We start from the raw sequence: 24057 nt of genomic DNA, 5'->3' as shown, positions 1-24057 counted from the left end.
TTTTGCTTGTCGATATGTTTGGTTTTTGTTGGTGGTGTGGGTGTCAAGCAAATATAAGTGGTGTTTTTATGTTTTTCCGTTGTCATACCTCTGTAACTATTTGTAATGGTTGTCTCTGTTCCTCTCTGTCTGTCTGAAGTCTTGAGTGCATAAATATTCTGAACCTGTTTGCAGGCTATGCACACCTTTTGAAGGAAATCATCAGAGTGAGTGGTGCCGCTTTCCCAAATCGGTAAGACAGAGTATGTCAGTTGCTATTGATTTTTAGATGACCCGCACGGCCAACTTACTGAAATCGACGACCTTCGAGTTTCTGCCTGCAGCTGTAAGGTACTTATATTTTTGTGAGCGCAAGAAAGCGCCGTTAGCACCCGAGCAAGGGATTGAGAGGATATCGAGCCATGCCTTTGTTTCATAAAGTCATTGCGGACAATGCCAATGCATACCCAAGCAAGTCAGCAATCGTTCTAGACGGTGTAGCAACTTCCTATCGAGTGTTGCAACAACAAGCGGATGATATCGCATCTATCCTGCCAACCCTGGGAATTGCTCCAGGCGATCGTGTGGGTCTGTACTCGGCAATTTCCGTACAACTGGTAGCTGCTTATCTGGGCATTCTGCAAGCCGGAGCAGTTACTGCTGCTATCCATCATACCCTGAGCCGTGCCAGGCTGATTCATCAACTCAAGCATTCAGGCGCTCGGTTGCTGATCACTGACTGCACCGACGACCTTCCGGGCCTTATCAAGGCCGTTGGGCTTGAATGGGTGCTGCTCACGACCCCGAGCGCTGTGCTCCCGCCTCAGGTCATTCAAATGTCCGATGCCCTCTCCAGACCTTCGCAAAAGGCTGCTACGAGGCATCCGCCATTGATTGAAGACCCCGAAAGGTCTACGTCGATATTCTATACATCCGGATCGTCCTTCAATCCGAAGGGCGTGCTGGTCAACCACCGAATCATGTTGGCTGCCTCACGCCAAGTCACCGCCTACCAGCAGAATACCCCAGATGATCGCGTCCTCAGTTATTCGACTCTGGCCTCCGATTATGGTGTCTACAACGTGATGATGCCGCTGGTAGTCGGCGCCACCAGCGTGATTGAAAGCCAGCCGGCCACTACTGCCGAGGACATACTCGCAGTGGTTGAACGGGAGGAGGTAACCGCCGTGCATGTGTTTCCTCCATTATTTTTCCTGTTGGCCAATACCGGCCCGCATTGGGACGCTCGGGTGCCCAGCCTGCGTTATATATCCAGCAGTGGCCAGGCTCTCTACACCCGTCATATCCAGAAGATTCGGCAAGCTTTGCCTCGGGTACGGATCTTTTCCAACTACGGGCTCACGGAATGCAAACGTGTCAGTTACCTGCCTCCCGAGGAGCTCGATCAGCGCCCAGCCTCGGTGGGCAAACCTCTGCCCGGCGTCTGCTTGTACTTGGTGGACGAGCGAGGGCGGGCCATTGACCAGCCTGGGGAGGTCGGCGAACTGCTGGTAACCAGCGACTACCTAATGCTCGAGTATTGGAACATGCCCGAGGCCAATGCCATGGCCTTCCTACACAATGCATTCGGCCACCCGCGCCTGTTTCGCACAGGTGACCTGTTCAAGCGAGACGCCCAAGGCTACCTCTACTTCGTGGCACGCAAGGATGACGTGTTTGCCCGCAATATCTGGAAGGTCAACCCGCGGGAAATTGAACAATGTTTGGCGTCACACCCGGCGGTTGCCGAGGTATTAGTGGTGCCGGTCGCAGACGAATCGGCCGGGCACGTACCGAAGGCCTATGTTGTGCTCGAAACTGACCATATACAGACCATCGAGCAATCCCTGCGTGATCACTGCATAGCCCAATTGGACTGGCACATGGTGCCGGCTTATAAGGGTGAACGGGCGCTGGCGGTTCAGCTCAGGGATCGAAGACGCGACGTGGTTGATGCTCAATGCACCTTGTCAGAACCACCCGGCTGCCTGGCACACTCCACGTTTTCTCGTACTGGTCGCCGCGCAGGATATTGAGCGAATCGACAGCTGGGACAGTTGCGGCATGGCCGCAACTGGCTCTCACGACGTTCAGGCCCACCAGTTGCTGGTGCCACACGAGCGGGTTTTCGCCTTGCATGAAATCTTCGCCCAACGCCCATCCAAACCGGAGATCGATTACATCGACCGTTTGCCATTGGCGCCCTTTCTGGCTACTTCGATCATCGGTCCGTTGTTTGGCTGCGCGGAGGGGGCCCATGATGCGTTCGTGTCGGCGCTCACTGACTCGCTGGCCAGCGACCCAAGGATTGCCGAGCAGGTCGCTCACTCGGCCGCACAGTTGCACAGCGCTGGCCTTCTCTATGACTCGTTGATATCGCGGTTGCATGAAGCAGGCATTCACGATCAAGCCCTGAGTACCTGTCAACTGCTGCGGTTACGCCGCGACCGTGCCTATTTGGCGAGGCAGTGCGTGCAAGCGGTGCAACGTCTGGTAGGACGGCTCGGTGCCTCTTCGTTGGCGGCAGGGCATCCACTCCAGCGCCATTGGTGTGACATCCAGGCCATCGCCGCGCATCGCGATCTGGCCTGGAGCGACGCGATGCTGGCTTGCGGCGAAGCGACCTTGCGCAATGGTAGTCACGACCAAGCATGACTCTTCATTCAACTCCTTATACCCAGAGAGGTTCACATGTTCATCCGCAGCAGGTCCGACGTGGAGAAAACCGCCTACTACGTGGAGTGGGGCGCCGGCACTAGCCATCGTCTACTCACCGAACGTGATGCCATGGGATTTACCCTCTGCCACACGGTGGTTCGTGCCGGCACTGAATCGCTGTTGCACTATCGGAACCATTTGGAGGCGTGCTACTGCATAGCCGGGGAAGGCGAGGTCGAGGACATGCAGGGGAATGTCTACCCGATACGTCCCGGTGATGTGTATGTACTCGACCAGCATGATCGGCACTACCTACGCGGCGGCAAGGAGCAGGACTTGATCCTGGTCAGTGTGTTCAACCCACCGTTGCGTGGTGACGAGAAACACAACCTCAATGACCGTTTGGGCTCGGCCTATTGAGGTTTGGCAAGGTCTCTTTCTTGCTTCTTACAGGAGTTCAGCATGCGCAAGGATTACCTAGCCTTTTTCATTTCGCTGTTTCTTTCGCGCCTGGCAGACCAGATCCTGTTGTTCATCGTGCCGCTGATAGTGTTCCAGGCCACCAACAGCGTCGCTTGGGCAGGGCTGGCGTTCTTTGTCGAGTCGCTGCCGCGTTTTCTCGCCTTCCCGGTATGCGGCGCACTGTGCGACAAGTTCTCACCCATCAAGATCCTGCACATTAGCCAAGTTTACCGGGCATTGCTGTGCTTGTTGGCGATGGGACTTCATGCCTTGTTCGGCGGTTTTGCCTGGCTGGTGGTACTGTCGGCGCTGTGTGGGGGGCTGACCACTCAGGGCATCATGGCCCGCGAGGTGGTGATGCCGCATATCTTCCAGCACTACAACTACACCAAGACCCTCGCCTATTCTCAGATCGCTGACCAGACGGGCCTGGTACTCGGGCCACTGGTGGCAGCTGCGCTGCTGGAGTTTATGGCATGGCACTGGGTAGTGCTATGGACTGCTGGACTGTTCCTGCTGGCCGACCTGAGCATGCGGGCATGGCAGCGCGCCAGCCAGGTCACCCTGCCGGTGTACGAGCAGCATCGTGATATCTGGTTCCAACCCGTGCGTATCGCCTTCAGGCATATTGGCGAACAGGCCGAACTGAAGAAGATCATCACCTTGGCCGTCGGCGTCAACCTGATCGTCGGGGTCACCTTAGCAACGTCGGCGGCCATGGTGCTCGGCGAGCATGGCGCTGGCAAGGACACCTACGCATGGCTGCAGGCGGCTGCCGCAGTAACTACTATCGTGATCCTGTTCTTTCTCGCCCGGGTGGTGCTGCCGTTACGGGTAATGGGTGGCGTGGGCTACTTGATGATTGCCGCCGGCGCTTTCATCAGTGCCTTGAGTCCGAACTTTGCAGGGTATGTGCTGGGGTTTTTGCTGATTGTCGGTTTCGACAAGATGTTCAATGTCTATATGCGCAATGTTCGGCAGCGGGTAATTCCGACCCAGGACTTTGGCAAGACGGTGGGAGTGGTCACATTGCTCAACAACTTGTCGCAACCGTTGGCGGGCTTGCTGGTGGGAATACTGGCGGCGCCGGTGGGGGCGCAAGGGGTTATCTTGCTGCTTGCAGTGCTGACTACCGTGATTGGAGCGGGAGTTGTGTGGTGGTTTGGCGGCGTACGGCGTTTGCCTGGGGGAGCAGTTATCCAAGGCAGGGCAGATTGACTCAAGCAGTTTCTGGTTGAACAGGACGGGCAAACCCAACCCCTACCAAGGAACTAGAAAACTCCGCACTGCGGGCAATTGTTGGCAATCGGGTCGGGACCAAGAATTCCCGACACACCGGGAAATTTTCCCGGGCACAACAAAAAAACCAAAGGTAGCCGTCATGACCCGATCCCCACGTCGCCCCTTGTTCGCCGTGAGCCTGGTGCTCAGCGCCATGCTGCTTGCCGGCGCGGCTCACGCCGCTGTCAGCAATGAAGACATCCTCCAGGACCCGAAGAACCCCCAGCAGATCGTGACCAATGGCCTGGGCGTGCAGGGCCAGCGCTACAGCCCGCTGGATATGCTCAATGTCAATAACGTCAAGGAACTGCGCCCGGTCTGGGCGTTCTCCTTTGGCGGCGAGAAGCAGCGCGGCCAACAGGCCCAGCCGCTGATCAAGGACGGGGTGATGTACCTGACCGGCTCCTACTCGCGGGTGTTCGCCGTGGACGCCCGCACCGGCAAGAAACTGTGGCAATACGATGCACGTCTGCCGGATGACATCCGCCCCTGCTGCGACGTGATCAACCGCGGCGTCGCGCTGTACGGCAACCTGGTGTTCTTCGGCACGCTGGACGCCAAGCTGGTGGCCCTGAACAAGGACACCGGCAAGGTGGTCTGGAGCAAGAAGGTCGCCGACCACAAAGAAGGCTACTCCATCAGCGCCGCGCCGATGATCGTCAATGGCAAGCTGATTACAGGCGTTGCCGGCGGCGAGTTCGGCGTGGTGGGCAAGATCCAGGCGTACAACCCGGAGAACGGCGAGCTGCTGTGGATGCGCCCCACCGTGGAAGGGCACATGGGCTATGTGTACAAGGACGGCAAGGCGATCGAGAACGGCATTTCCGGCGGTGAGGCGGGCAAGACCTGGCCTGGCGACCTGTGGAAGACCGGCGGCGCTGCGCCTTGGCTGGGCGGTTACTACGACCCGGAAACCAACCTGATCCTGTTCGGTACCGGCAACCCGGCCCCGTGGAACTCGCACCTGCGCCCCGGTGACAACCTGTACTCTTCCTCACGCCTGGCGCTGAACCCGGACGACGGCACCATCAAGTGGCACTTCCAGAGCACGCCGCATGACGGCTGGGACTTCGACGGCGTCAACGAGCTGATCTCGTTCAACTACAAGGACGGCGGCAAGGAGGTCAAGGCTGCCGCCACGGCGGACCGCAACGGTTTCTTCTACGTGCTCGATCGTACCAACGGCAAGTTCATCCGCGGCTTCCCGTTCGTTGACAAGATCACCTGGGCCACGGGCCTGGACAAGGACGGCCGGCCGATCTACAACGACGCCAGCCGCCCGGGCGCACCAGGCAGCGAGGCCAAGGGCAGCTCGGTGTTCGTCGCCCCGGCCTTCCTCGGCGCCAAGAACTGGATGCCGATGGCCTACAACAAGGACACAGGGCTGTTCTACGTGCCGTCCAACGAGTGGGGCATGGACATCTGGAACGAAGGCATCGCCTACAAGAAGGGCGCGGCGTTCCTCGGTGCCGGCTTCACCATCAAGCCGCTCAACGAAGACTACATCGGCGTGCTGCGCGCCATCGACCCGATCAGCGGCAAGGAAGTGTGGCGCCACAAGAACTACGCGCCGCTGTGGGGCGGCGTGCTGACCACCAAGGGCAACCTGGTGTTCACGGGCACGCCAGAGGGCTTCCTGCAGGCATTCAATGCCAAGACCGGCGACAAGGTCTGGGAATTCCAGACCGGGTCAGGCGTGCTGGGCTCGCCCATCACCTGGGAAATGGACGGCGAGCAGTACGTTTCGGTGGTCTCCGGCTGGGGCGGCGCGGTGCCGCTGTGGGGTGGCGAAGTGGCCAAACGGGTCAAGGACTTCAACCAGGGCGGCATGCTCTGGACCTTCAAGTTGCCCAAGCAGTTGCAGCAAACAGCGAGCACCAAGCCCTAACGCCTGCCTACTGCCGCTTGCCGCCGCTGATCCGGTGACAAGCGGCCCTACTACCAAATGACGAGAGCCCCGCTGCCAACGATGCATTCGCCCGGCACGCGGGGCTTCTTACCATCGGTGCATCGCCTGTCGTGGGACAGGCACCGACCCGCAGAGGCTCAGCATGATCTACGCACAACCCGGAACTCCAGGCGCCGTCGTATCCTTCAAACCCCGTTATGGCAACTTCATCAATGGCGAGTTCGTGCAGCCGTTGGCTGGCCAGTACTTCACCAACAGCTCGCCGGTCAATGGCCAGCCGATTGCCGAATTCCCGCGCTCCACGGCCCAGGACGTCGACCGCGCCCTGGACGCCGCGCATGCCGCCGCCGAAGCCTGGGGCAAGACCTCGGTGCAAGACCGCGCCCTGGTACTGCTGAAAATTGCCGACCGCATCGAACAGAACCTGGAGGTGCTGGCGGTTACCGAAAGCTGGGACAACGGCAAGGCCATACGCGAAACCTTGAATGCCGACGTGCCGCTGGCAGCCGACCACTTCCGCTATTTCGCCGGTTGCATCCGTGCCCAGGAAGGTGGCGTAGGTGAGATCAACGAAGGCACCGTGGCTTATCACATCCACGAGCCGCTGGGTGTGGTGGGGCAGATCATCCCGTGGAACTTCCCGCTGCTGATGGCCGCCTGGAAGCTCGCCCCGGCCTTGGCCGCTGGCAACTGCTTGGTGCTCAAGCCCGCGGAGCAGACGCCCCTGTCGATTACCGTCTTTGCCGAGCTGATCGCCGACCTGTTGCCTGCAGGTGTACTGAACATCGTCCAGGGCTTTGGCCGTGAGGCCGGCGAGGCGCTGGCCACCAGCAAGCGCATCGCCAAGATCGCTTTCACCGGGTCCACCCCGGTGGGCTCTCACATCATGAAGTGCGCGGCCGAGAACATCATCCCGTCCACCGTCGAACTGGGTGGCAAGTCGCCGAACATCTTCTTCGAAGACATCATGCAGGCCGAGCCGGCGTTCATCGAGAAGGCTGCCGAAGGCTTGGTGCTGGCGTTCTTCAACCAGGGCGAGGTGTGTACCTGCCCGTCACGGGCGCTGATCCAGGAGTCGATCTACGAACCGTTCATGGCCGAGGTGATGAAGAAGATCGCCAAGATCACCCGCGGCAACCCGCTGGATACCGAAACCATGGTGGGTGCCCAGGCGTCCGAGCAACAGTACGACAAGATCCTTTCGTACCTGGAGATTGCCCGGGAGGAGGGCGCGCAGTTGCTCACCGGCGGTGGTGCCGAGCGGCTACAAGGTGACCTGGCCAGCGGTTACTACATTCAGCCAACCCTGCTCAAGGGCAATAACAAGATGCGCGTGTTCCAGGAAGAAATCTTCGGGCCGGTGGTGGGCGTGACCACCTTCAAGGACGAAGCCGAAGCGCTGGCTATCGCCAACGACAGTGAATTCGGCCTGGGCGCCGGCCTGTGGACCCGCGACATCAACCGCGCCTATCGCATGGGACGCGGGATCAAGGCCGGGCGAGTGTGGACCAACTGCTACCACCTGTACCCGGCGCATGCGGCGTTCGGGGGGTACAAGAAGTCCGGTGTTGGCCGCGAAACCCACAAGATGATGCTCGACCACTATCAGCAGACCAAGAACCTGCTGGTGAGCTACGACATCAATCCGCTGGGCTTCTTCTAGACCGCGTCGCGGCCTTCGCGGGCTCGCCCGCTCCCACAGGTTCACCGCTGGTTCCAGAACCGGTGAAGAACCTGTGGGTGCGGGCGAGCCCGCAAAAGGGCCGGCGCATGCATGGCCTACCCGTACCAACGCACCCCGCCAGCTCGTTCCAAAGTAGCATTCGGTCCGGTCCACCCCCGTGCATTAATGCTTCTACCGGAATCCTCCGGCACAAGAAGAGGACTTGCCCTATGTGGACTAAACCCGCCTATACCGACCTGCGCATTGGCTTCGAAGTGACGATGTATTTCGCCAACCGTTGATGACGGCCCGGCCATCGCCACGGTGGCCGGATCCTCCTGGAGTATGCGCCTTTGAACCTGATAGATCGCCAGCAAGCCCTTGCCTTGGGGCGAGGCTTGCGCCTGGACTGGGCGCCACAGAAGGGTTGCCACGTGCTGTTGTACGCCGGGGGCATCATCGAGCTCAATGCCAGTGCCGGCTGGGTCCTGGAGCTGCTGGACGGCCACAGTACCGTGGCAACGGTCATCGACCGCCTGGCACAACGTTTCCCCGATGTACCGGGGCTCGAAGAGGACGTGCTGGCATTTTTGGAGGTGGCCCGCGCCAAATCCTGGATAGAATGACCGGTAGCCCCGCTTTGGTCTGGTTGCTTTCGTGGTGGGATGCTTTACGCTGGCGTTTATCTTCCAGAACAATAAGAACAGGCTTACCGATGAGCCAGAGTTTCAGCCCCCTTCGCAAGTTCGTATCGCCTGAAATTATCTTTGGTGCCGGCTGCCGGCACAATGTGGCCAATTACGCCAAAACCTTCGGTGCGCGCAAGGTACTGGTGGTCAGCGACCCTGGCGTGATCGCCGCCGGCTGGGTGGCGGATGTGGAGGCCAGCCTGCAGGCCCAGGGCATCGACTATTGCCTGTACACCGCCGTGTCACCCAACCCGCGGGTCGAAGAGGTGATGCTCGGCGCCGAAATCTATCGGCAGAACCACTGTGACGTGATCGTCGCCGTTGGCGGCGGCAGCCCGATGGATTGCGGCAAGGCCATCGGTATCGTGGTGGCCCACGGACGCAGCATCCTCGAATTCGAAGGCGTGGACATGATCCGCGTGCCCAGCCCGCCGCTGATCCTGATCCCGACCACCGCCGGCACCTCGGCGGACGTGTCGCAGTTCGTGATCATATCCAACCAGCAGGAACGCATGAAGTTCTCCATCGTCAGCAAGGCGGTGGTGCCGGACGTGTCGCTGATCGACCCGCAGACCACCCTGAGCATGGACCCGTTCCTGTCGGCCTGCACCGGCATCGATGCGTTGGTGCATGCCATCGAGGCCTTCGTGTCTACCGGCCACGGGCCGTTGACCGACCCCCATGCGCTGGAAGCCATGCGCCTGATCAATGGCAACCTGGTGGAGATGATCGCCAACCCCACCGATATTGCGCTGCGCGAGAAGATCATGCTCGGCAGCATGCAGGCGGGGCTGGCGTTCTCCAATGCGATCCTGGGCGCAGTGCACGCCATGTCGCACAGCCTGGGCGGTTTCCTCGACTTGCCCCATGGCTTGTGCAACGCGGTGCTGGTGGAGCACGTGGTGGCGTTCAACTACAGCTCGGCGCCGGAGCGTTTCAAGGTGATCGCCGAGGTGTTCGGGATCGACTGCCGCGGTCTCAATCACCGGCAGATCTGTGGGCGCCTGGTGGAGCACTTGACTGCCCTGAAGCATGCCATTGGCTTCCATGAAACCCTGGGCCTGCATGGGGTGCGCACGTCCGATATCCCGTTCCTGTCGCAACACGCGATGGACGATCCGTGCATCCTCACCAACCCCCGTGCGTCGAGCCAGCGTGATGTCGAGGTGGTCTATGGCGAGGCCCTCTGACGAGCAGCAGCGGGCGCTGGCCGGGCTGCTGGGGCTGGGTGACCACTCAGCGCGCAAAAGCCATTACCCGGAGCTGTCCGCTCGCCTGGACGAGCTGGAGGCCGAACGCAACCGTTACAAATGGCTGTTCGAAAACGCCGTGCACGGGATTTTCCAGGCCAGCCTTCAGGACGGCATGCGTGCCGCCAACCCGGCGCTGGCCCGCATGCTTGGCTACGACGACCCGCAAGCGGTGCTTTTTTCCCTGACTGACCTGGCCGCCAACCTGTTTGATGGCGGTGCCGAGGAGTTGCAGGCGATCACGGCGGTGCTCGCCCGTGAGCACAGCCTGCACGGCTACGAAACCCGTTTGCGGCGCAAGGACGGCAGCCATCTCGATGTGCTGATGAACCTGCTGCTAAAACCCGGCCATGAAGGGCTGGTGGAGGGGTTCGTTGCCGACATCACCGAACGCAAGCTGGCCCAGCAACGCCTGCAACAGCTCAATGACGAACTGGAGCAACGGGTCGCTGCGCGTACCGATGAATTGCTTGAGGCGCGTGATGCCGCCGAAGCCGCCAACCGCAGCAAGGACAAATACCTCGCTGCCGCCAGCCATGACCTGCTGCAGCCGTTGAACGCCGCGCGCTTGCTGATCTCGACCTTGCGCGAGCGGCCATTACCAGAGGCCGAGCATGTGCTGGTGGAGCGTACCCACCAGGCCCTGGAGGGCGCGGAAGACCTGCTGACCGACCTGCTGGACATTTCCCGGCTCGACCAGGCTGCCGTCAGGCCGGACGTGGCTGTGTACCGCCTGGACGAGGTGTTCGCGCCGCTGGTCTCGGAGTTCAGCTCGGTGGCCGATGCTGCAGGCCTGAAGCTGCATGCACGCATAGCCGATTACGCCATCAGCACTGACTTGCGGCTGCTGACGCGCATTCTGCGCAACTTCCTCAGCAACGCTTGCCGGTACACCGACGAGGGGCGGATCCTGCTCGGGGCGAGGCGCCGCGGCGGCCAGTTGCGGCTGGAGGTGTGGGATACCGGGCGAGGCATCGCGCAGGATCGGCTGCAGGCCATTTTTCTCGAGTTCAACCAGCTGGACGTTGGCCGTGCTGCCGATCGCAAGGGTGTTGGCCTGGGGCTGGCCATCGTTGAACGGATCGCCAAGATTCTCGGTTACCGGATCGAAGTGCGCTCGTGGCCGGGGCGTGGCTCGGTGTTCAGCATCGAGGTACCTCTTGGCAAAGAAGTGCCGCTGGCTGTTCATCAAGCTGTGCCGCTGCCCAGCGCCGGTAATCCGCTGCCGGGCCGCCGCCTGCTGGTACTGGACAACGAAGTGAGCATACTCGAGAGCATGGGCGCGCTGTTGGGGCAGTGGGGGTGCGAAGTGGTTACAGCTACCGACCAGGAGGGCGCCTTGCTGGCGTTGCAGGGGCGAGCCCCGGAACTGATCCTGGCCGACTACCACCTGGACCATGGCGTGGTGGGTTGCGAGGTGGTGAGGAACCTGCGTGAGCATTTTGCGACTGCCATACCGGCAGTGGTCATTACTGCAGACCGCAGCGATCAGTGCCGGCGTGGCTTGCAGAAGCTAGGGGCGCCGCTACTGAACAAACCTGTGAAACCCGGGAAATTGCGGGCGGTGTTGAGCCAGTTGCTCTTGATGCATTGACCGGGTAGTCGTTCACCACTCGGCGAAATAGAGCACTTAAATGGCCTGTCGCGAAGTTTGGATCCACGGGCCTTTAAAACTTACTATTCGGTCAGCTTGCAAGCAGTTAGTAAACTAACTAATACGGCTTTAAATACCGCTGGTCGGTGCTTTTGCTCAGGAAATGAACGATTTGCCAGTGGGTCGCTCATATTTGCCAGCAAGTGTGTGCTTCAAGCAGCGCACTTCGCACCTCTCCCCAGAACGTAATGGACGTTCAACTTGATCTGAATCGCAGGGATACACACGGGGCATTTTTACCACTGACGATGGAGTAACGCCATGCCCAACCGAGGCTCAACGGTTGAGCCACTGTGTGCAATTGAGAAACCATTCTCTGTTTCAATTAACGATATGAATTTGGTCTTCCCGGTGCGATCAATTCGCACGCGTGCTTGTTGCAAGGCCATCTAGCACTGATGCATTACGTGGAGAATTCGACGTGGAGTTTAATACAATTATTAGCCTGTTCGGGCAGAAAGAATCCATGGAACTGGTGCGGTTGTCGGTCATTTATGTTCATTTGCTGGCCTGTTGTATCGCCATCGGCCTGGTCTTTACCAGCGATGCCGAGATGGTCAGGGACTTGTTGAAGGGGCATCAACAGGCCAGCCATGACGGTAAGCACATGGCGCGATTGCAGGCGTCCGTTGCCAATGCCTTGATATTCTTGTGGCTTACCGGTGCTGCGGTCATTGGTATCGATTATCTTGAAAAGGGCATGAGTTATTTCGCCAATCCCAAACTTCACGCAAAAGTCATTATTGTCTTGCTCCTGACCTTTAATGGCATGTTGTTGCATCGTTATGTATTACCTGCCTTGCTCAAGGCCGGTTCTTTGCTTGACCTGAATATAGGCGTGCGGATGTTTGCGCTGTTTTCTGGTGCACTGTCAGGTGTTTCCTGGTTATATGCAGCGATGCTGGGCGTCGGTCGGCCACTGGCCTGGAAGTATTCGCTGACCGAGTTGCTGTTGGCCTATCCGGTGATGATCCTGCTTGGCTTTGCCCTGATGGCCGCACTGACCCAGTGGGCGCGAAAACGCAATATGGTCAAAGCGACGCCAGCACCTGTGTGGCCGCTGGCGGGCATTCCTTGCTGATGGCCTGAAGCACTGCAACGGCGCTGCGAACCGGCGCTTCGGTTACACGTTTGCCTGCTCGCTGCGCCCTTTGGCCAGATAAGCGTTGAACTCTTCTTCCGGCACCATGCTGCCCCCCGTTCCCCAGACGAGGTGGGTGGCCTGTCGCAGCCGGGCTGGGGTGAAGCGTTGGCGGGCCAGGTACTCGTCGGCTTGCAGCACCCGTAGCATACCCGGTACGCCGGCCAGGGCAGAGGGCTCCAGTTTGACCTTGTCCTGCTCATGGGCGATGACCATCAAGCGGTACAGCTCTTCGTCGGTCACGGTGTAGTAACCATCGATCAGCCGCTGCATGGCTTTGCCGACAAACCCAGATGGGCGCCCGACCGCCAGGCCGTCTGCGGCGGTGATGTTGTCGATGCCGAAGTCCTGCACGCTGGTTTCATCATGCAGGCCGGTATAGACACCCAGCAGCATGCAGGGGGAGTGGGTGGGTTCGGCAAAGATGCAGTGCACGGCATCGCCGAACACCAGCTTCAGCCCGAATGCGACACCGCCCGGGCCGCCCCCTACGCCGCACGGCAGATACACGAACAATGGATGGTCTGCGTTCACCTGAATGCCCGCCTGGTCGAGTTGCCGTGCCAACCGTTCGGCGGCGACGGCATAGCCGAGAAACAGCTGTGGGGAGTTTTCGTCGTCGACAAAATAACAACTGGGGTCTGAGGCCGCCTGCTGGCGACCCTGCTCGACCGCTACGCTGTAGTCGCACGCGTGTTCTACCACGGTCACGCCGTTGGCCCGCAGCTTGTCCTTCTTCCATTGCCGGGCGTCTGACGACATGTGCACGCTCACCTTAAAACCCAGCTTGGCGCTCATGATGCCAATCGACAGCCCCAGGTTACCGGTCGAACCCACGGCGATCCTGTGCTGGCTGAAAAATGCGCGGGCCTGGTCGCTCGCCAGTTGGGTGTAGTCATCCGTTGGCGTGATCAAGCCGGCCGCCAGGGCCAGGTCTTCGGCGTGCTTGAGCACTTCATGGATACCGCCCCGGGCCTTGATCGAGCCGGAGATGGGCAAGTCACTGTCCGCCTTGAGCCACAGGTTGCCTGCGTTCTGCAGTGATCCTTCTTCGACAAGCACCCGGCGCAGCTGTGGCAGCGGGATGACAGGCGACTCGATGACCCCGCCGGCAGCGGCTGTTTCGGGGAACACAGTGGCCAGGTAAGGCGCGAACCGCTGCAGCCGCGCGCTGGCCGCTTGCACGTCGGCAGCCGTCAGGCCCACATCGTGCAGGGCTTCTGCAGCCTTGGCGATACCCGGGTTGAACCAGCTGGTCTGCTTCAGGGCAACCAGATCGGCGATGATCGGATGGCTTTGTCGCCAGGCTTCCAGGGTTTTTCCGTGAATCATGATTTCACCTGCAGGCAGTCTGTTGTCCGCCTGCAGCAGTCTCGTGACAGGGGGAAGGGGCAGGATAACCCACGGAGTCTCGAACATTACACATTGGCTTTACTGAGGTGTTGCCTGTACCGGCCCCTTCGCGGGCTCGACCGTTCCCACAGGACATCCCAGCCTTAAAGGCTTGCGCAGTACCTGTGGGAGCGGGCAAGCCCGCGAAGGGGCCGGTACAGGCAAAGGATCTGAACCGTTTGCTTGTTCAGCCATAAGGCGGCGCTGGCAGTTCGGCCAGGAGGGTTTTCAAGCCGTCGCTCCACTGCCTGCGAATCTGCTGGTAATAGGCATCGTCGCTGGTAATGCGCTTGCGCGTCATGCTTTCCAGGCTGTTATTGCGGTACACCAGCAAGTCCAGCGGCATGCCCACCGACAGGTTGCTGCGGATGGTGGAGTCGAACGAAATCAGGCCGCAGCGCAGCGCTTCATCGAGCGGCGTGCGGTAATCCAGGTTGCGGTCGAGTATTGGCCTGCCGTACTTGCTTTCACCCAGTTGCAGAAACGGGGTGTCCGGCGTGGCCTGGAAGAAATTGCCTTGCGCATACACGTTGTAGATGGCCATGGGGCCGCCGGCTATCTGGCCGCCGACGATGAATGAACTGCTGAGGTCGATATCGGCCGTGAGCTTGCTGCGGTCTCTTCTGACCACCTCGCGCAGGGTGTCGGCGACCAGCACCGTTGCATCGTACAGCGTGGCAACGTTCAGCAGGTGGGGGCCGTTGCCCTGGGTGCGTTGCTGCAGCAGGTTGATCACCGACTGCGAGGTCGCCAGGTTGCCGGCGGTCTGCAGCACGATCAGCCGCTCGCCCGGCACGCTGAAGACGAACAACTTGGTAAACGTGGAGATCTGGTCGATGCCGGCGTTGGTGCGTGAGTCGCTGATGAAGACAAGCCCGTCCTCCAGGTGCATGGCGACACAGTAAGTCATGCGGTTTCCCTTGCGTTGCGTGTGAAAGGGTCTTGCCGCACTCGGGCGGCAAGACCGGTCTGAAGCCAGCCTGTCACTGGCGATGCACGTGGACACTGGCCTGCATCGATTCGGCGCCGCCGCCGCGGCGTACGCCCCTGACCGGACAGGCGTCGAGGTAGTCCAGGCCCACCGCCAGCTTCAGGTGACGCTCTGGCCGGGTCAGGCGGTTGGTAATGTCGAAGCTGTACCAGGCATCGTCGACCCAGGCTTCGGCCCAGGCGTGGCTGGCCAGGTGTTGTTCATCCTCGGTGCACAGATAGCCGGACACATAGCGTGCCGGCACCCCCAGGCTGCGTGCGCAGGCCAGGAAGGCGTGGGTGTGGTCCTGACACACGCCCGCGCCACCGCTGAAGGCTTCGATGGCCGTGGTGCCCACCGACGTGGCCCCAGGGCTGTAGGGCATGTGCTCGGCCAGGCCTTGCATCAGCCCGATCAGCGCTGCCCGGTCGCGGTGACTGCCACATTGCCGGGCGGCGAAAGCAATCAGGGTGTCGTCGGCCTGCGTCAGGTGGCTGCCGCGCAGGAACGGCAGGGGCGACTGGCTCTCGGTTTCGTGTTCGCAATCCGGGTCGATCTCGACCTGGCCGTGTGCGGTAAGCGCCAGGTGGCCATGGGGTTTGTCCAGTGTCAGCACGTGCAGGATGTTGCCATAAGGGTCGATCTGGCCCTTCACCTTGCAGGGCAGGTCCAGTTGCCATTGATTGATACGTTGGCGTTCGCTGCTGCGCGGTGTCAGGCGCAGGAACTGGATACTGTTGCACACGTCGCTGGCGTAGCTATAGGTCGTGTCGTGGCGAATGGACAGTTTCATACAACCTCCAGGTAGGAGTGATGGACGGCCTGGCCCAGTTGGTTGATGCGGCCAATGAAGTCGCTCAGCCAGGGGTGCAATCCGGCATCGAGGATTTCGTCGATTGCGGTGTAGCGCAGGCGCGCATTCAGTTCGGCGGCCATGCGCTGGGCGGCACGCCCGGTACTGCCCGGCAGGCCCGCCAGGATCAGGTCCAGTTCCTCGATGCAGGCATGTAGCGAGCGCGGCACGTCTACCCGCAACAGCAGCAGTTCGGACACCGGCCGGGCACTGGGCGCGGCGCGATAGAGCTCGTTGAAGGCCTCATACGAGGTCAGCGCGCGCAGCAGGGCGCTCCATTGGTAATAGCCGCGGGCGGAGTCGTCGCTGACCTCTTCGGAGGCCTCGCCGAACATTTCATAGCGCGAATCGAGCAGGCGCAGGGTGTTGTCCGCCCGCTCCAGGAAGGTCCCCAGGCGAATGAAGCTGTAGGCATCGTTGCGCATGATGGTGCCGGAGGTCGCGCCGCGGAACAGGTGCGATCGTTCCTTGACCCAGTCGCAGAACTGGCTGATGCCATAGCGACCAAGGCCATTGCTGGCAATGTTGCGCATTTCGATCCAGGTGGCGTTGATGTTCTCCCACATGTCGGCGGTGATACGGCCGCGTACTGCATGGGCATTGGTCCTGGCAGCCTGCAGGCAGCAATAGATGCTGCTGGGGTTGGTGGCGTCGAGGGCGAAGAAGTGCAGCATGCGCTCGGTGTCGAGTTCATTGTGCCGACGCAGGTAGTCGTCCAGCATGCCCGAGGCCATCAGCGACATTGCCAGTTCGGTATGGCCGTCGCTGCGCCCGGCCTGGGGCATCAGCGATAGCGAGTAGCTGACCTCGAGCATGCGCGCGAGGTTTTCTGCACGTTCCAGGTAGCGGGACATCCAGTACAGGTCGGAAGCGGTTCGCGAAAGCATGGCTCAGTCCTCCACCACCCAGGTGTCCTTGGTACCGCCGCCCTGCGACGAGTTGACCACCAGCGAGCCTTCCTTGAGCGCCACGCGCGTCAGGCCGCCGGGCACCAGGCGGGTTTCACTGCCCGACAGTACGAACGGGCGCAGGTCAATGTGACGCGGTGCGATGCCGCTGTCGACGAAGGTCGGGCAGGTTGACAGGCACAGCGTCGGTTGAGCGATATAGGCGTGCGGGCGGGCTTTGATGCGCCCGCGGAAGTCCTCGATCTGGGCTTTGGTCGACGCAGGCCCGACCAGCATGCCATAGCCGCCGGAGCCCTGGGTTTCCTTGACCACCAGTTCGGGCAGGTGGGCCAGTACATGGGACAGCTCCGCCGGCTTGCGGCACTGCCAGGTCGGCACGTTGTTCAGGATGGGCTCTTCGCTCAGGTAAAAGCGGATCATGTCGTCGACATAGGGGTAGATGGATTTGTCATCAGCCACGCCAGTGCCGACGGCGTTGGCCAGCACCACATTGCCGGCGCGGTAAACCGAGACCAGCCCCGGCACGCCCAGCATCGAATCAGGGTTGAAGGACAGCGGGTCGAGGTAGTCGTCGTCCAGGCGGCGATAGATCACGTCCACCTGCTGGGGGCCGGCCGTGGTGCGCATGTACACATGCTCATCACGCACGAACAGGTCGGCGCCTTCGACCAGCTCGATGCCCATTTCCCGGGCCAGGAAGGCATGCTCGAAATAGGCGCTGTTGAAACGGCCGGGCGTGAGCAGCACCGCGGTGGGGTTGTCCAATGGGCTGGCGCTCTTGAGCGTGTCCAGCAGCAGGTTGGGGTAGTGGTCGATGGGCGCGATACGCTGGGCGGCAAACAGTTCGGGAAACAGGCGCATCATCATCTTGCGGTCTTCGAGCATGTAGCTGACGCCGCTGGGGGTGCGCAGGTTGTCTTCCAGCACGAAATAGCTGCCATCGCCGTCACGTACCAGGTCGACACCGGCAATATGCGCATACAACCCACGGTGCAGGTCCAGGCCCTGCATGGCGATCTGGTAGCCCTCGTTGGCCAGCACTTGCTCTGGCGGGATGATGCCGGCCTTGAGGATGCGCTGGTTGTGGTAGATGTCCTGCAGGAACAGGTTCAGCGCCTGTACCCGTTGAATGCAGCCACGCTCGACCGTGCGCCACTCGCTGGCGCGGATGCTGCGCGGGATGATATCGAAGGGAATCAGGCGCTCGGTATCCTGCTTGTCGCCGTACAAGGTGAAGGTGATGCCAGCGCGGTGAAACAGCAGGTCGGCCTCGCGTCGGCGCTGTTCCAGCAACTCCAGCGGGGTGTTGGCCAGCCAGCGGGCGAACTCCTGGTAATGCGGGCGGCAAGTGCCGTTCGCTTCGTACATTTCATTGAAAAAAGCCCGGGACATACCCACTCCTTGCCGCCGTTGCCGGCAGCTTCATTGCGGTTCATCTGCGTCTTTCAGGGTGCTGCCTTGCTGGGGTAAGTGGGAGCTGTGTCTCGCGTTAACCTCGGTCTCGGTAGATTGCCTGTGCGTTGAGTACAACCGGTCTGTGCAATAAAAGTGCCGAATACCCCTGGCGGTTCTAGCGATGCAGGAAATGTGAGGGGCACACCCGATGTGTGCTGCCTGGCCGCAAGGGCCGGCGCATCAAAAAAGGGCGCTTTTGATCCGGGCGTGGGTTTTGAACCGAAATGGGGCGCAAGCCGGTGCCGGGCGGCAGAAAAAGGGAATAGGCCGGGTGCATGACTTGGGGGGAGGGGGCATGCATCGAGTGCCGCGCGGGCGGCACCCGATTGAACACACGCTGAATATCGCGAGGCGAGCGCCTTCAGGCCCTCAGAGGCAGGCGTAGACCACCAGCTCCACCAGCATTTCTTCCCGGGCGAGGCCCGCCACCACGACGGCCGCGCGGTTGGGGTAGGGTGCCTGGAAATACTCGGCGTACACGGCATTTACAGTTGCCAGATAGCGGCGGTCGGTCACGTAGATCAGTACCTGGGTCACGGCATCCAGCGAGCTGCCAGCGGCTTCCAGGGTGTGGCGCAGGTTGTCCAGTGTCTGGCGGGCCTGTGCCTCGATGCCGCCGGCAACCACCTGGCCCTGTGTATCGATTGGGATCTGGGCCGTGTACAACGTACCGTTGCCGACGACCGCCCATTCCAGTGGCGCCCTGGAGGCGAACAGCTCGGTCTTTATTGCATGCTTCATGGGTTGTTTCCTCAGTGGCAAGGGTGTTCAGTCGGCGTCGCTGCCGCCGCCTGCACCGTGGCGGCGTGAGGCATCGGTGCTCTCGACAAGGATGTGTTCGGCCAGTTGCCTGAGCCTTTGCCAGGTATGTTCGTTGACGGTAAAACCTTGCTGCAGTGTACGTTGCGGGTCGGTTATCGCCTGGGCGGTCTGGCCTGCTCGGGTGAACAGCACCGTTACGTCTTGCGCGGCCGTTTCAATGCCCCGGGGCCGGGCTTCACTGCTCAGTTCCGGGCGCGGCATGCCGGCGGTAAAATCGGCCAGGTGGTATTGGCGGGCGTCCTCCCAGCGGGCTTGCACGTGCAGCCCCTGAATAGCTGCCCGGCTCAGGTAGCCCAGCAACAGCAAACGGTTGTGGCAGTGGCGGATGCGCAGTTCGGCCTGACCACAGCGCATGGCCTTGGCTGCCGCCAGTTCCACCACCGTCGCGGCGCAGCGCAATACGCTCTGGCCCTTGGCGTCGATCACCAGCAGGGCGTTATCCTCATGGCACAAGGCGTATGGCCGTGCAGCTTCGGCTTGCAGATAACGCAACGCCTTTTCCAGTGCACCGACGCCATCGAGCCCCTGCAGTTGCAACCAGCCCACGAGTTCGGCGGCATCCTCGCAGTCGCCCGGGGCGAAGCCCATGCCTTCGAATGCCTTGCGGCACATCACCTGTATTTCGTTAAGCGATACGCGCATGGTCAAAGCTCCCTTTGCGGCATGACTGCGAAATTCCAGTCGTCTGCGAACGGCTGACCGATGTCGCTGACCAGCGGCGCGCCCTGGAACAGCGTGATACGCACCCAGCGGCTTGACTTGGGGTCGAATTTCCCCGCGCCGAAAAATGCCAGTTTGCAGCGCAGCAGGTGAATCGGCAGCATGTCCCGGGCCAGCAGATTGGCACGGATTTCACCGAAGTTTGTTTTTGCCATGCCTTGCAGGCGGCGTACCGCGCCCTTGAACCTCGGTTGGGCGATCAGGAAGTGAGCGGTCAGCGCCTGAGGCTGCCGTTGCAGGTGCTCCAGCAGCGCGCCATGGCACTGCTGGATATTGCGGGCAATACCCAGCTGCATTTCTTTTTCGGCCCCTGGCTCCTCTGCGCGAATGCCCAGGCGCGGCTCTTCTTTTTCAGCTGAGCGGTACCAGAAGAAGTGCTCCGCATCGGCAGCACTGAAGTCGTAGCGCAACGCCCAGCCATACTGCTGCTCGATGAGCTGGCGCAGTTGCCCAAGGGGCATCTGGGCGTCCAGCTGCCAGCTTTCGTTGACCCCCATGTGCTCGGCCAGGGGCGTGACCTGCTCGGGGTACAGCTCCAGCAGCAGGCTGACCAGAAGCTCCTGGCAGCCCACCCCCGTGTGTAATTGCGCCCAGGCCAGCAGGCGCGGCCAAAGGCCCGCGCCGTCGGCTTGCGTGCCAAGCCAGGTGGCCAGTAAAGCAAGCTCGGCCAAGGTTTGCAGGTTCTGCTCATGCTGGCGCTGGTCTTCGGTCCGGGACTGGCTCAGGTGCAACTGGGCGCGCGCCAGCAATTGCTGCAGGCGCGCCAACGGGGCGGGCTCCGCCGGCTGCGCCAGCACCAGGGCCAGGGCCGTTTCCCGCGTACTGATCCAGTGCTCCACCAGTTGAGGGTGGTTGATCAGAAAAGGGGCCATTCCCAGCCCGGTCGCGTTGCCGACCCCCAGGTAGCGCTGTAGCGCCGGGGCCAGTTGCACTGCCCGCTGCGGGGCGAGTGCCTGGGCCATGTGGTTGATCTGCTCGATGCTGAAGTGACGCAGCAGGTAGACGGTGAACATCTGCGCGCTGAACGGCTGGTTGAAGTCCGGGTTATCTTGCAGGCAACCAAAATCGGCGATGCCGAACTTGCCGTTACCGTAAACCGCGGTGGTGCGATACAGGTAGCCGACTTCAGCCAGTTGCTGTGGATCGGGCTGGCGACCTTCTGCCAGCGCCGCCAGAAACCGGTCGAAATTGCGCAAGCTACGGTTGGCCCGCGACAACACCAGCACGCGTGCATCGAAGCGGCCGGCTTCCTGCAGCGGCACGTTGCGTTGCAGGTCGGCCAGTTGTGCCGAGTCGACATCGCCGGCCACCAGCACGAAGCTGACGTCCCACTGGTCGGCGATGACCCGATCGCTGCGCTTTTCCGGCGGCAGGTAGGCCGAGAAGATCACGCAGTGGTAATGGCCGTTCGGCGTTTCGATGCGGTAGATCGCAGTGCCGAAGCCTTGGCCATCGAGGTCGAAACAGCTGCGCCGGATTTGCCAGCGCTGTTGCATCATCCGCCGCATGCTGCTGCGCACGAAGCTTAGCGGGCTCTGGTAGTGGCTACCCAGCCGGGCCAGGTCCATGACTTGGCTGGCAGGGCGCAACGCGGGTATTGCAGGCACGCTGTTGGGCATTGTTGTTGTACCTGGATGGATCATGTTCAGACGCCTTGTTCACGGGCCATGTGTCGAGCGATGCGCACGGCATCCCACAGGGCTGGCAGGATCACCAGCGACACCGGCACCGCGGTGATGACAATGAAGGATTGCAGGGCCGTCACACCGCCTGCGCCAATGGTGATCAGTACCACCGCCGCCAGGCCCATGCCGATTGCCCAGAAACCGCGCAACCACTTCTTCGGTTTATCGTCGCTGGACATCGCCAGCGCCACGGTGAAGGCCATGGCGTCGCCATTGGTGGCCACCGAGATGAAACTCAGGAACAGGAACAGCGCGCTGACAAGGCCACCCAGTGGCAGGTTCTGCGTCACTCCCAGCAGCAGGTCTTCAGGCTTGGCGCCATGGGCGGTGACGCTGCCTGGCGTTTGCAGCTCCAGGCCGATCCCGGTACCGCCTACCACGGTGAACCAGAACATGGTCACCAGCGGTGCGATGATCGACAGCGTCATGATGATCTCGCGGATGGTGCGGCCCCGCGAGATCCGCGCGACGTACAGTGCCACCATGGGCGCGTAGCCGATGAACCAGCCCCAGTAGAACACCGTCCACCAGTCCAGCCATTTGGGGTCGGCGCGGAACATCGTCAGGGGGATGAAGTGCTCCACGTGCAGGGCAAAGGCCGCCGGGAAACCGCCGAGGATGAACAGCGTCGGTCCGAATACCACCATGAACAGTGCCAGGCCGATCATCAACCAGACGTTGATCTCGCTGACAAAGCGGATGCCTTTGAGGCCCACCAGGCACGAGACAGTGTACATCGCGGTGACCAGGACAATGGTCAGCGACTGGGTGACGATAGTGTTGGGCAACCCCCACACGGCGTGCATGGCGCTGCTGATCTGCAGGCCAAGGAAACCGATCGGACCGATGGTGCCGGCCACTACCGCGATGATCGAGGCAGCGTCGGCCAAGGTGCCGATCGGGCCCTTGAGCGCTCGCTTGCCGAACAGGGGGTAAAGCAGGGTGCGCGGCGCCAGCGGAAGGCCTTTATCGTAATGCAGGTGCATCAGCACGATCGCCAGCAGGCTACCCAGCACGGCCCAGGCCAGGAAGCCCCAGTGCACGAACGATTGCGCCAGTGCCGCGGTGGCCGCCGCTTCGCTGTGCGGTTGCAGGCCGGCGAAGAAGGGCGGTGGGCTGGCAAAGTGCATCAAGGGTTCGGCAGCGGCCCAGAAGGCGCCACCACCTGCCAGCAGGGCGCACATGATCACGGCGATCCAGTTGAAGGTGCTGACGTCCGGGCGCTGGGTGACCCCGCCCAGGCGTACACGCCCGCACCTGGAAAAACCGATGAACAGGCTGACGGCGAAGGTTGCCAGCATCAGCACTTGCCAATAGAGGCCAAAGGCCTTTGTCGACCAGGCGAACAGGGTATTGACCAGCGCCGACACGGTGTCGATGTCGATCAGCGCCGCCATCAGGAAGGCGCCGAGGAATCCGCCGCTGATCAGGAACAACGGCCAGTCGATATCGCGTGCCATAGGCAGGCCCATGGCCTGGCCGTCGGCCTGCAAGGTAGTTGGGTTTTTCATGAAACCTCCGGAACCTGCGATTCTTTTTATTGTTGATGCTGTCCGTGCAAGGGGTTCAGGCCTGTGCCGTGGTGGCGGTCTCCAGCAAGCGCAACCAGTTCAGCCCCATGATGTTGCCCACGTCGTGCTCGGCAAAGCCGCGGGCGCGCAGGCCCTGGGCAATGTTGCGGAAGTCGCGGCTGTTGCGGAACCACTGCAAGGGCGCCGGCCAGTTGGCGTTGTCCCTGGAGCCTTCGCCGTAGTCCTTGTCCTTGCTCCAGCGGCCGTTGCGCATCCATTCCAGTACAGACAAGGGTTGCGCCTGGCACAGGTCGGTGCCGATGCCGATGTGCTCCACACCCATCAGGTCGGCGGTGCGCGCGACCATGTCGCAGAAACTTTCCAGGCTACAGTCCGAGGCACCCTTGAGGTGGAACGGGTAGGTGCTGAAGCCCAGCAGCCCGCCGGACTCTGCGATCCCGCGTAGCACCGCATCGGATTTGTTGCGCTTGGCGGCGTGGAAGCTGGCAGGGTTGGCGTGGGAGATGATCACCGGTCGGCTGGACAGTTCGATGGCCTCAAGCGTGCTTCGCTCGGCGCTGTGAGACATGTCGATGAGCATGCCGACGCGGTTCATTTCGGCGATTACCTGGCGGCCGAAGCGGCTGATGCCGTTGTCCTCGCGCTCATAGCAACCGCTGGCCAGCAGGCTTTGGTTGTTGTAGGTCAGCTGCATGACGAACACCCCGAGCTGGCGGAAAACCTCCACCAGGGCAATGTCGTCCTCAATCGGCGAGCAGTTCTGGAAGCCGAAGAAGATACCCACCCGGCCCTCCTCGTGGGCCAGGCGGATGTCGCTGGCCGTGCGCACCGGGCGGATCAGCTCGGGCCATGTCTCGAAGCGGCGGTTCCACTCGCCCAGGCGTGACAGGGTTTCGCGAGCGTTTTCGTGGTAGGCGATGGTGGCGTGCACCGCGCTCAGGCCACCGGCCTGCATCTGCTGGAATATTTCCTGGCTCCAGTTGGAGTACTGCAGGCCGTCGATCATCAAAAGGTCGTGCATGGCATGTATTCCT

Annotated in this window: 21 protein-coding genes; 11 read left to right on the top strand and 10 right to left on the bottom strand. The window is 61.4% G+C overall.

Translation table 11 applies throughout. The annotated features are described in order from the left end of the window. Nucleotides 1–401: 401 nt before the first annotated feature. From ACF8EA_RS13300 to ACF8EA_RS13250, 11 genes are all read left to right on the top strand, one after another. Nucleotides 402–2015 (top strand): class I adenylate-forming enzyme family protein, encoded by a 1614-nt coding sequence (locus tag ACF8EA_RS13300; RefSeq protein ID WP_392522266.1) that lies wholly within the window; start codon nucleotides 402–404, stop codon nucleotides 2013–2015. Further along, nucleotides 1933–2634 carry a hypothetical protein gene (locus tag ACF8EA_RS13295; RefSeq protein ID WP_392522264.1) on the top strand — a complete coding sequence of 234 codons (702 nt, stop codon included), beginning with the start codon at nucleotides 1933–1935 and terminating at the stop codon, nucleotides 2632–2634. Before ACF8EA_RS13300 ends, ACF8EA_RS13295 begins: the two co-directional genes overlap by 83 nt. 36 nt (nucleotides 2635–2670) lie before the next feature. Beyond that, nucleotides 2671–3057, top strand: coding sequence for an ectoine synthase (locus tag ACF8EA_RS13290; RefSeq protein ID WP_176684102.1), 387 nt, complete (start codon nucleotides 2671–2673; stop codon nucleotides 3055–3057). Nucleotides 3058–3099: 42 nt separating this feature from the next. After that, entirely contained in the window at nucleotides 3100–4317 is a 1218-nt protein-coding gene (locus tag ACF8EA_RS13285; RefSeq protein ID WP_209966616.1) for an MFS transporter, read from the top strand. Between the two features lie 163 nt (nucleotides 4318–4480). Further along, nucleotides 4481–6268, top strand: a complete 1788-nt coding sequence (gene pedH, locus ACF8EA_RS13280) for a PQQ-dependent alcohol dehydrogenase PedH (protein ID WP_021784002.1) — start codon at nucleotides 4481–4483, stop codon at nucleotides 6266–6268. 163 nt (nucleotides 6269–6431) lie between these two features. Beyond that, complete coding sequence (locus ACF8EA_RS13275) at nucleotides 6432–7952, top strand: aldehyde dehydrogenase family protein (protein WP_392522262.1); 1521 nt, start codon at nucleotides 6432–6434, stop codon at nucleotides 7950–7952. A gap of 230 nt (nucleotides 7953–8182) precedes the next feature. Continuing rightward, on the top strand, nucleotides 8183–8254 hold the full coding sequence (pqqA, locus tag ACF8EA_RS13270; RefSeq protein ID WP_003243383.1) for a pyrroloquinoline quinone precursor peptide PqqA: 72 nt from the start codon (nucleotides 8183–8185) through the stop codon (nucleotides 8252–8254). Between the two features lie 51 nt (nucleotides 8255–8305). After that, entirely contained in the window at nucleotides 8306–8578 is a 273-nt protein-coding gene (gene pqqD / locus ACF8EA_RS13265) for a pyrroloquinoline quinone biosynthesis peptide chaperone PqqD (RefSeq protein ID WP_392522261.1), read from the top strand. Between the two features lie 89 nt (nucleotides 8579–8667). Beyond that, a complete protein-coding gene (gene ercA, locus ACF8EA_RS13260) occupies nucleotides 8668–9831 on the top strand; it encodes an alcohol dehydrogenase-like regulatory protein ErcA (RefSeq protein WP_053870448.1) in 1164 nt (387 codons plus the stop codon). Continuing rightward, nucleotides 9815–11485 carry a NahK/ErcS family hybrid sensor histidine kinase/response regulator gene (locus ACF8EA_RS13255; protein ID WP_392522260.1) on the top strand — a complete coding sequence of 557 codons (1671 nt, stop codon included), beginning with the start codon at nucleotides 9815–9817 and terminating at the stop codon, nucleotides 11483–11485. The genes ercA and ACF8EA_RS13255 overlap by 17 nt, the downstream gene beginning before the upstream one ends. 526 nt (nucleotides 11486–12011) lie before the next feature. Next, nucleotides 12012–12626 carry a hypothetical protein gene (locus ACF8EA_RS13250; protein ID WP_021783997.1) on the top strand — a complete coding sequence of 205 codons (615 nt, stop codon included), beginning with the start codon at nucleotides 12012–12014 and terminating at the stop codon, nucleotides 12624–12626. A gap of 42 nt (nucleotides 12627–12668) precedes the next feature. Here the strand turns inward: ACF8EA_RS13250 and ACF8EA_RS13245 are convergent, their stop codons facing one another. The 10 genes from ACF8EA_RS13245 to ACF8EA_RS13200 form a co-directional block, all read right to left on the bottom strand. Continuing rightward, nucleotides 12669–14018, bottom strand: coding sequence for a D-serine ammonia-lyase (locus ACF8EA_RS13245; RefSeq protein ID WP_392522259.1), 1350 nt, complete (start codon nucleotides 14016–14018; stop codon nucleotides 12669–12671). A 247-nt stretch (nucleotides 14019–14265) separates the two neighbouring features. Then, the gene (locus tag ACF8EA_RS13240) at nucleotides 14266–14988 is read right to left on the bottom strand and encodes a peptidase (RefSeq protein ID WP_392522258.1); all 723 of its coding nucleotides are present in this window, start codon (nucleotides 14986–14988) and stop codon (nucleotides 14266–14268) included. Nucleotides 14989–15061: 73 nt separating this feature from the next. Then, complete coding sequence (locus ACF8EA_RS13235) at nucleotides 15062–15841, bottom strand: transglutaminase family protein (RefSeq protein WP_021783994.1); 780 nt, start codon at nucleotides 15839–15841, stop codon at nucleotides 15062–15064. Then, nucleotides 15838–16788, bottom strand: coding sequence for an alpha-E domain-containing protein (locus ACF8EA_RS13230; RefSeq protein WP_021783993.1), 951 nt, complete (start codon nucleotides 16786–16788; stop codon nucleotides 15838–15840). The genes ACF8EA_RS13235 and ACF8EA_RS13230 overlap by 4 nt, the downstream gene beginning before the upstream one ends. A gap of 3 nt (nucleotides 16789–16791) precedes the next feature. Next, entirely contained in the window at nucleotides 16792–18201 is a 1410-nt protein-coding gene (locus ACF8EA_RS13225; protein WP_338444829.1) for a circularly permuted type 2 ATP-grasp protein, read from the bottom strand. A gap of 432 nt (nucleotides 18202–18633) precedes the next feature. Next, a complete protein-coding gene (locus ACF8EA_RS13220; RefSeq protein ID WP_003254071.1) occupies nucleotides 18634–19005 on the bottom strand; it encodes a RidA family protein in 372 nt (123 codons plus the stop codon). Nucleotides 19006–19032: 27 nt separating this feature from the next. Further along, a complete protein-coding gene (locus tag ACF8EA_RS13215; protein ID WP_338444830.1) occupies nucleotides 19033–19728 on the bottom strand; it encodes a DUF3726 domain-containing protein in 696 nt (231 codons plus the stop codon). 2 nt (nucleotides 19729–19730) lie between these two features. Continuing rightward, nucleotides 19731–21425: a hypothetical protein gene (locus tag ACF8EA_RS13210; RefSeq protein WP_338444831.1), complete on the bottom strand. Its 1695-nt coding sequence runs from the start codon at nucleotides 21423–21425 to the stop codon at nucleotides 19731–19733. A 26-nt stretch (nucleotides 21426–21451) separates the two neighbouring features. Then, nucleotides 21452–23002, bottom strand: coding sequence for a BCCT family transporter (locus ACF8EA_RS13205; protein WP_338444832.1), 1551 nt, complete (start codon nucleotides 23000–23002; stop codon nucleotides 21452–21454). A 55-nt stretch (nucleotides 23003–23057) separates the two neighbouring features. Next, on the bottom strand, nucleotides 23058–24044 hold the full coding sequence (locus ACF8EA_RS13200; protein ID WP_338444833.1) for a dipeptidase: 987 nt from the start codon (nucleotides 24042–24044) through the stop codon (nucleotides 23058–23060). Nucleotides 24045–24057: the final 13 nt, after the last annotated feature.

The sequence above is a fragment of the Pseudomonas sp. YQ_5 genome (assembly GCF_043103305.1).
GTDB lineage: Bacteria > Pseudomonadota > Gammaproteobacteria > Pseudomonadales > Pseudomonadaceae > Aquipseudomonas > Aquipseudomonas putida_Y.
This window is presented reverse-complemented; position numbering and strand designations above follow the sequence as displayed.

Coding starts and splice junctions, on each gene's coding strand:
- ACF8EA_RS13300 (WP_392522266.1), top strand. CDS start 402: ATGCCTTTGTTTCATAAAGTCATTGCGGACAATGCCAATGCATACCCA.
- ACF8EA_RS13295 (WP_392522264.1), top strand. CDS start 1,933: ATGCTCAATGCACCTTGTCAGAACCACCCGGCTGCCTGGCACACTCCA.
- ACF8EA_RS13290 (WP_176684102.1), top strand. CDS start 2,671: ATGTTCATCCGCAGCAGGTCCGACGTGGAGAAAACCGCCTACTACGTG.
- ACF8EA_RS13285 (WP_209966616.1), top strand. CDS start 3,100: ATGCGCAAGGATTACCTAGCCTTTTTCATTTCGCTGTTTCTTTCGCGC.
- pedH (WP_021784002.1), top strand. CDS start 4,481: ATGACCCGATCCCCACGTCGCCCCTTGTTCGCCGTGAGCCTGGTGCTC.
- ACF8EA_RS13275 (WP_392522262.1), top strand. CDS start 6,432: ATGATCTACGCACAACCCGGAACTCCAGGCGCCGTCGTATCCTTCAAA.
- ercA (WP_053870448.1), top strand. CDS start 8,668: ATGAGCCAGAGTTTCAGCCCCCTTCGCAAGTTCGTATCGCCTGAAATT.
- ACF8EA_RS13255 (WP_392522260.1), top strand. CDS start 9,815: ATGGCGAGGCCCTCTGACGAGCAGCAGCGGGCGCTGGCCGGGCTGCTG.
- ACF8EA_RS13250 (WP_021783997.1), top strand. CDS start 12,012: ATGGAACTGGTGCGGTTGTCGGTCATTTATGTTCATTTGCTGGCCTGT.
- ACF8EA_RS13245 (WP_392522259.1), bottom strand. CDS start 14,018: ATGATTCACGGAAAAACCCTGGAAGCCTGGCGACAAAGCCATCCGATC.
- ACF8EA_RS13240 (WP_392522258.1), bottom strand. CDS start 14,988: ATGACTTACTGTGTCGCCATGCACCTGGAGGACGGGCTTGTCTTCATC.
- ACF8EA_RS13235 (WP_021783994.1), bottom strand. CDS start 15,841: ATGAAACTGTCCATTCGCCACGACACGACCTATAGCTACGCCAGCGAC.
- ACF8EA_RS13230 (WP_021783993.1), bottom strand. CDS start 16,788: ATGCTTTCGCGAACCGCTTCCGACCTGTACTGGATGTCCCGCTACCTG.
- ACF8EA_RS13225 (WP_338444829.1), bottom strand. CDS start 18,201: ATGTCCCGGGCTTTTTTCAATGAAATGTACGAAGCGAACGGCACTTGC.
- ACF8EA_RS13220 (WP_003254071.1), bottom strand. CDS start 19,005: ATGAAGCATGCAATAAAGACCGAGCTGTTCGCCTCCAGGGCGCCACTG.
- ACF8EA_RS13215 (WP_338444830.1), bottom strand. CDS start 19,728: ATGCGCGTATCGCTTAACGAAATACAGGTGATGTGCCGCAAGGCATTC.
- ACF8EA_RS13210 (WP_338444831.1), bottom strand. CDS start 21,425: ATGCCCAACAGCGTGCCTGCAATACCCGCGTTGCGCCCTGCCAGCCAA.
- ACF8EA_RS13205 (WP_338444832.1), bottom strand. CDS start 23,002: ATGAAAAACCCAACTACCTTGCAGGCCGACGGCCAGGCCATGGGCCTG.
- ACF8EA_RS13200 (WP_338444833.1), bottom strand. CDS start 24,044: ATGCACGACCTTTTGATGATCGACGGCCTGCAGTACTCCAACTGGAGC.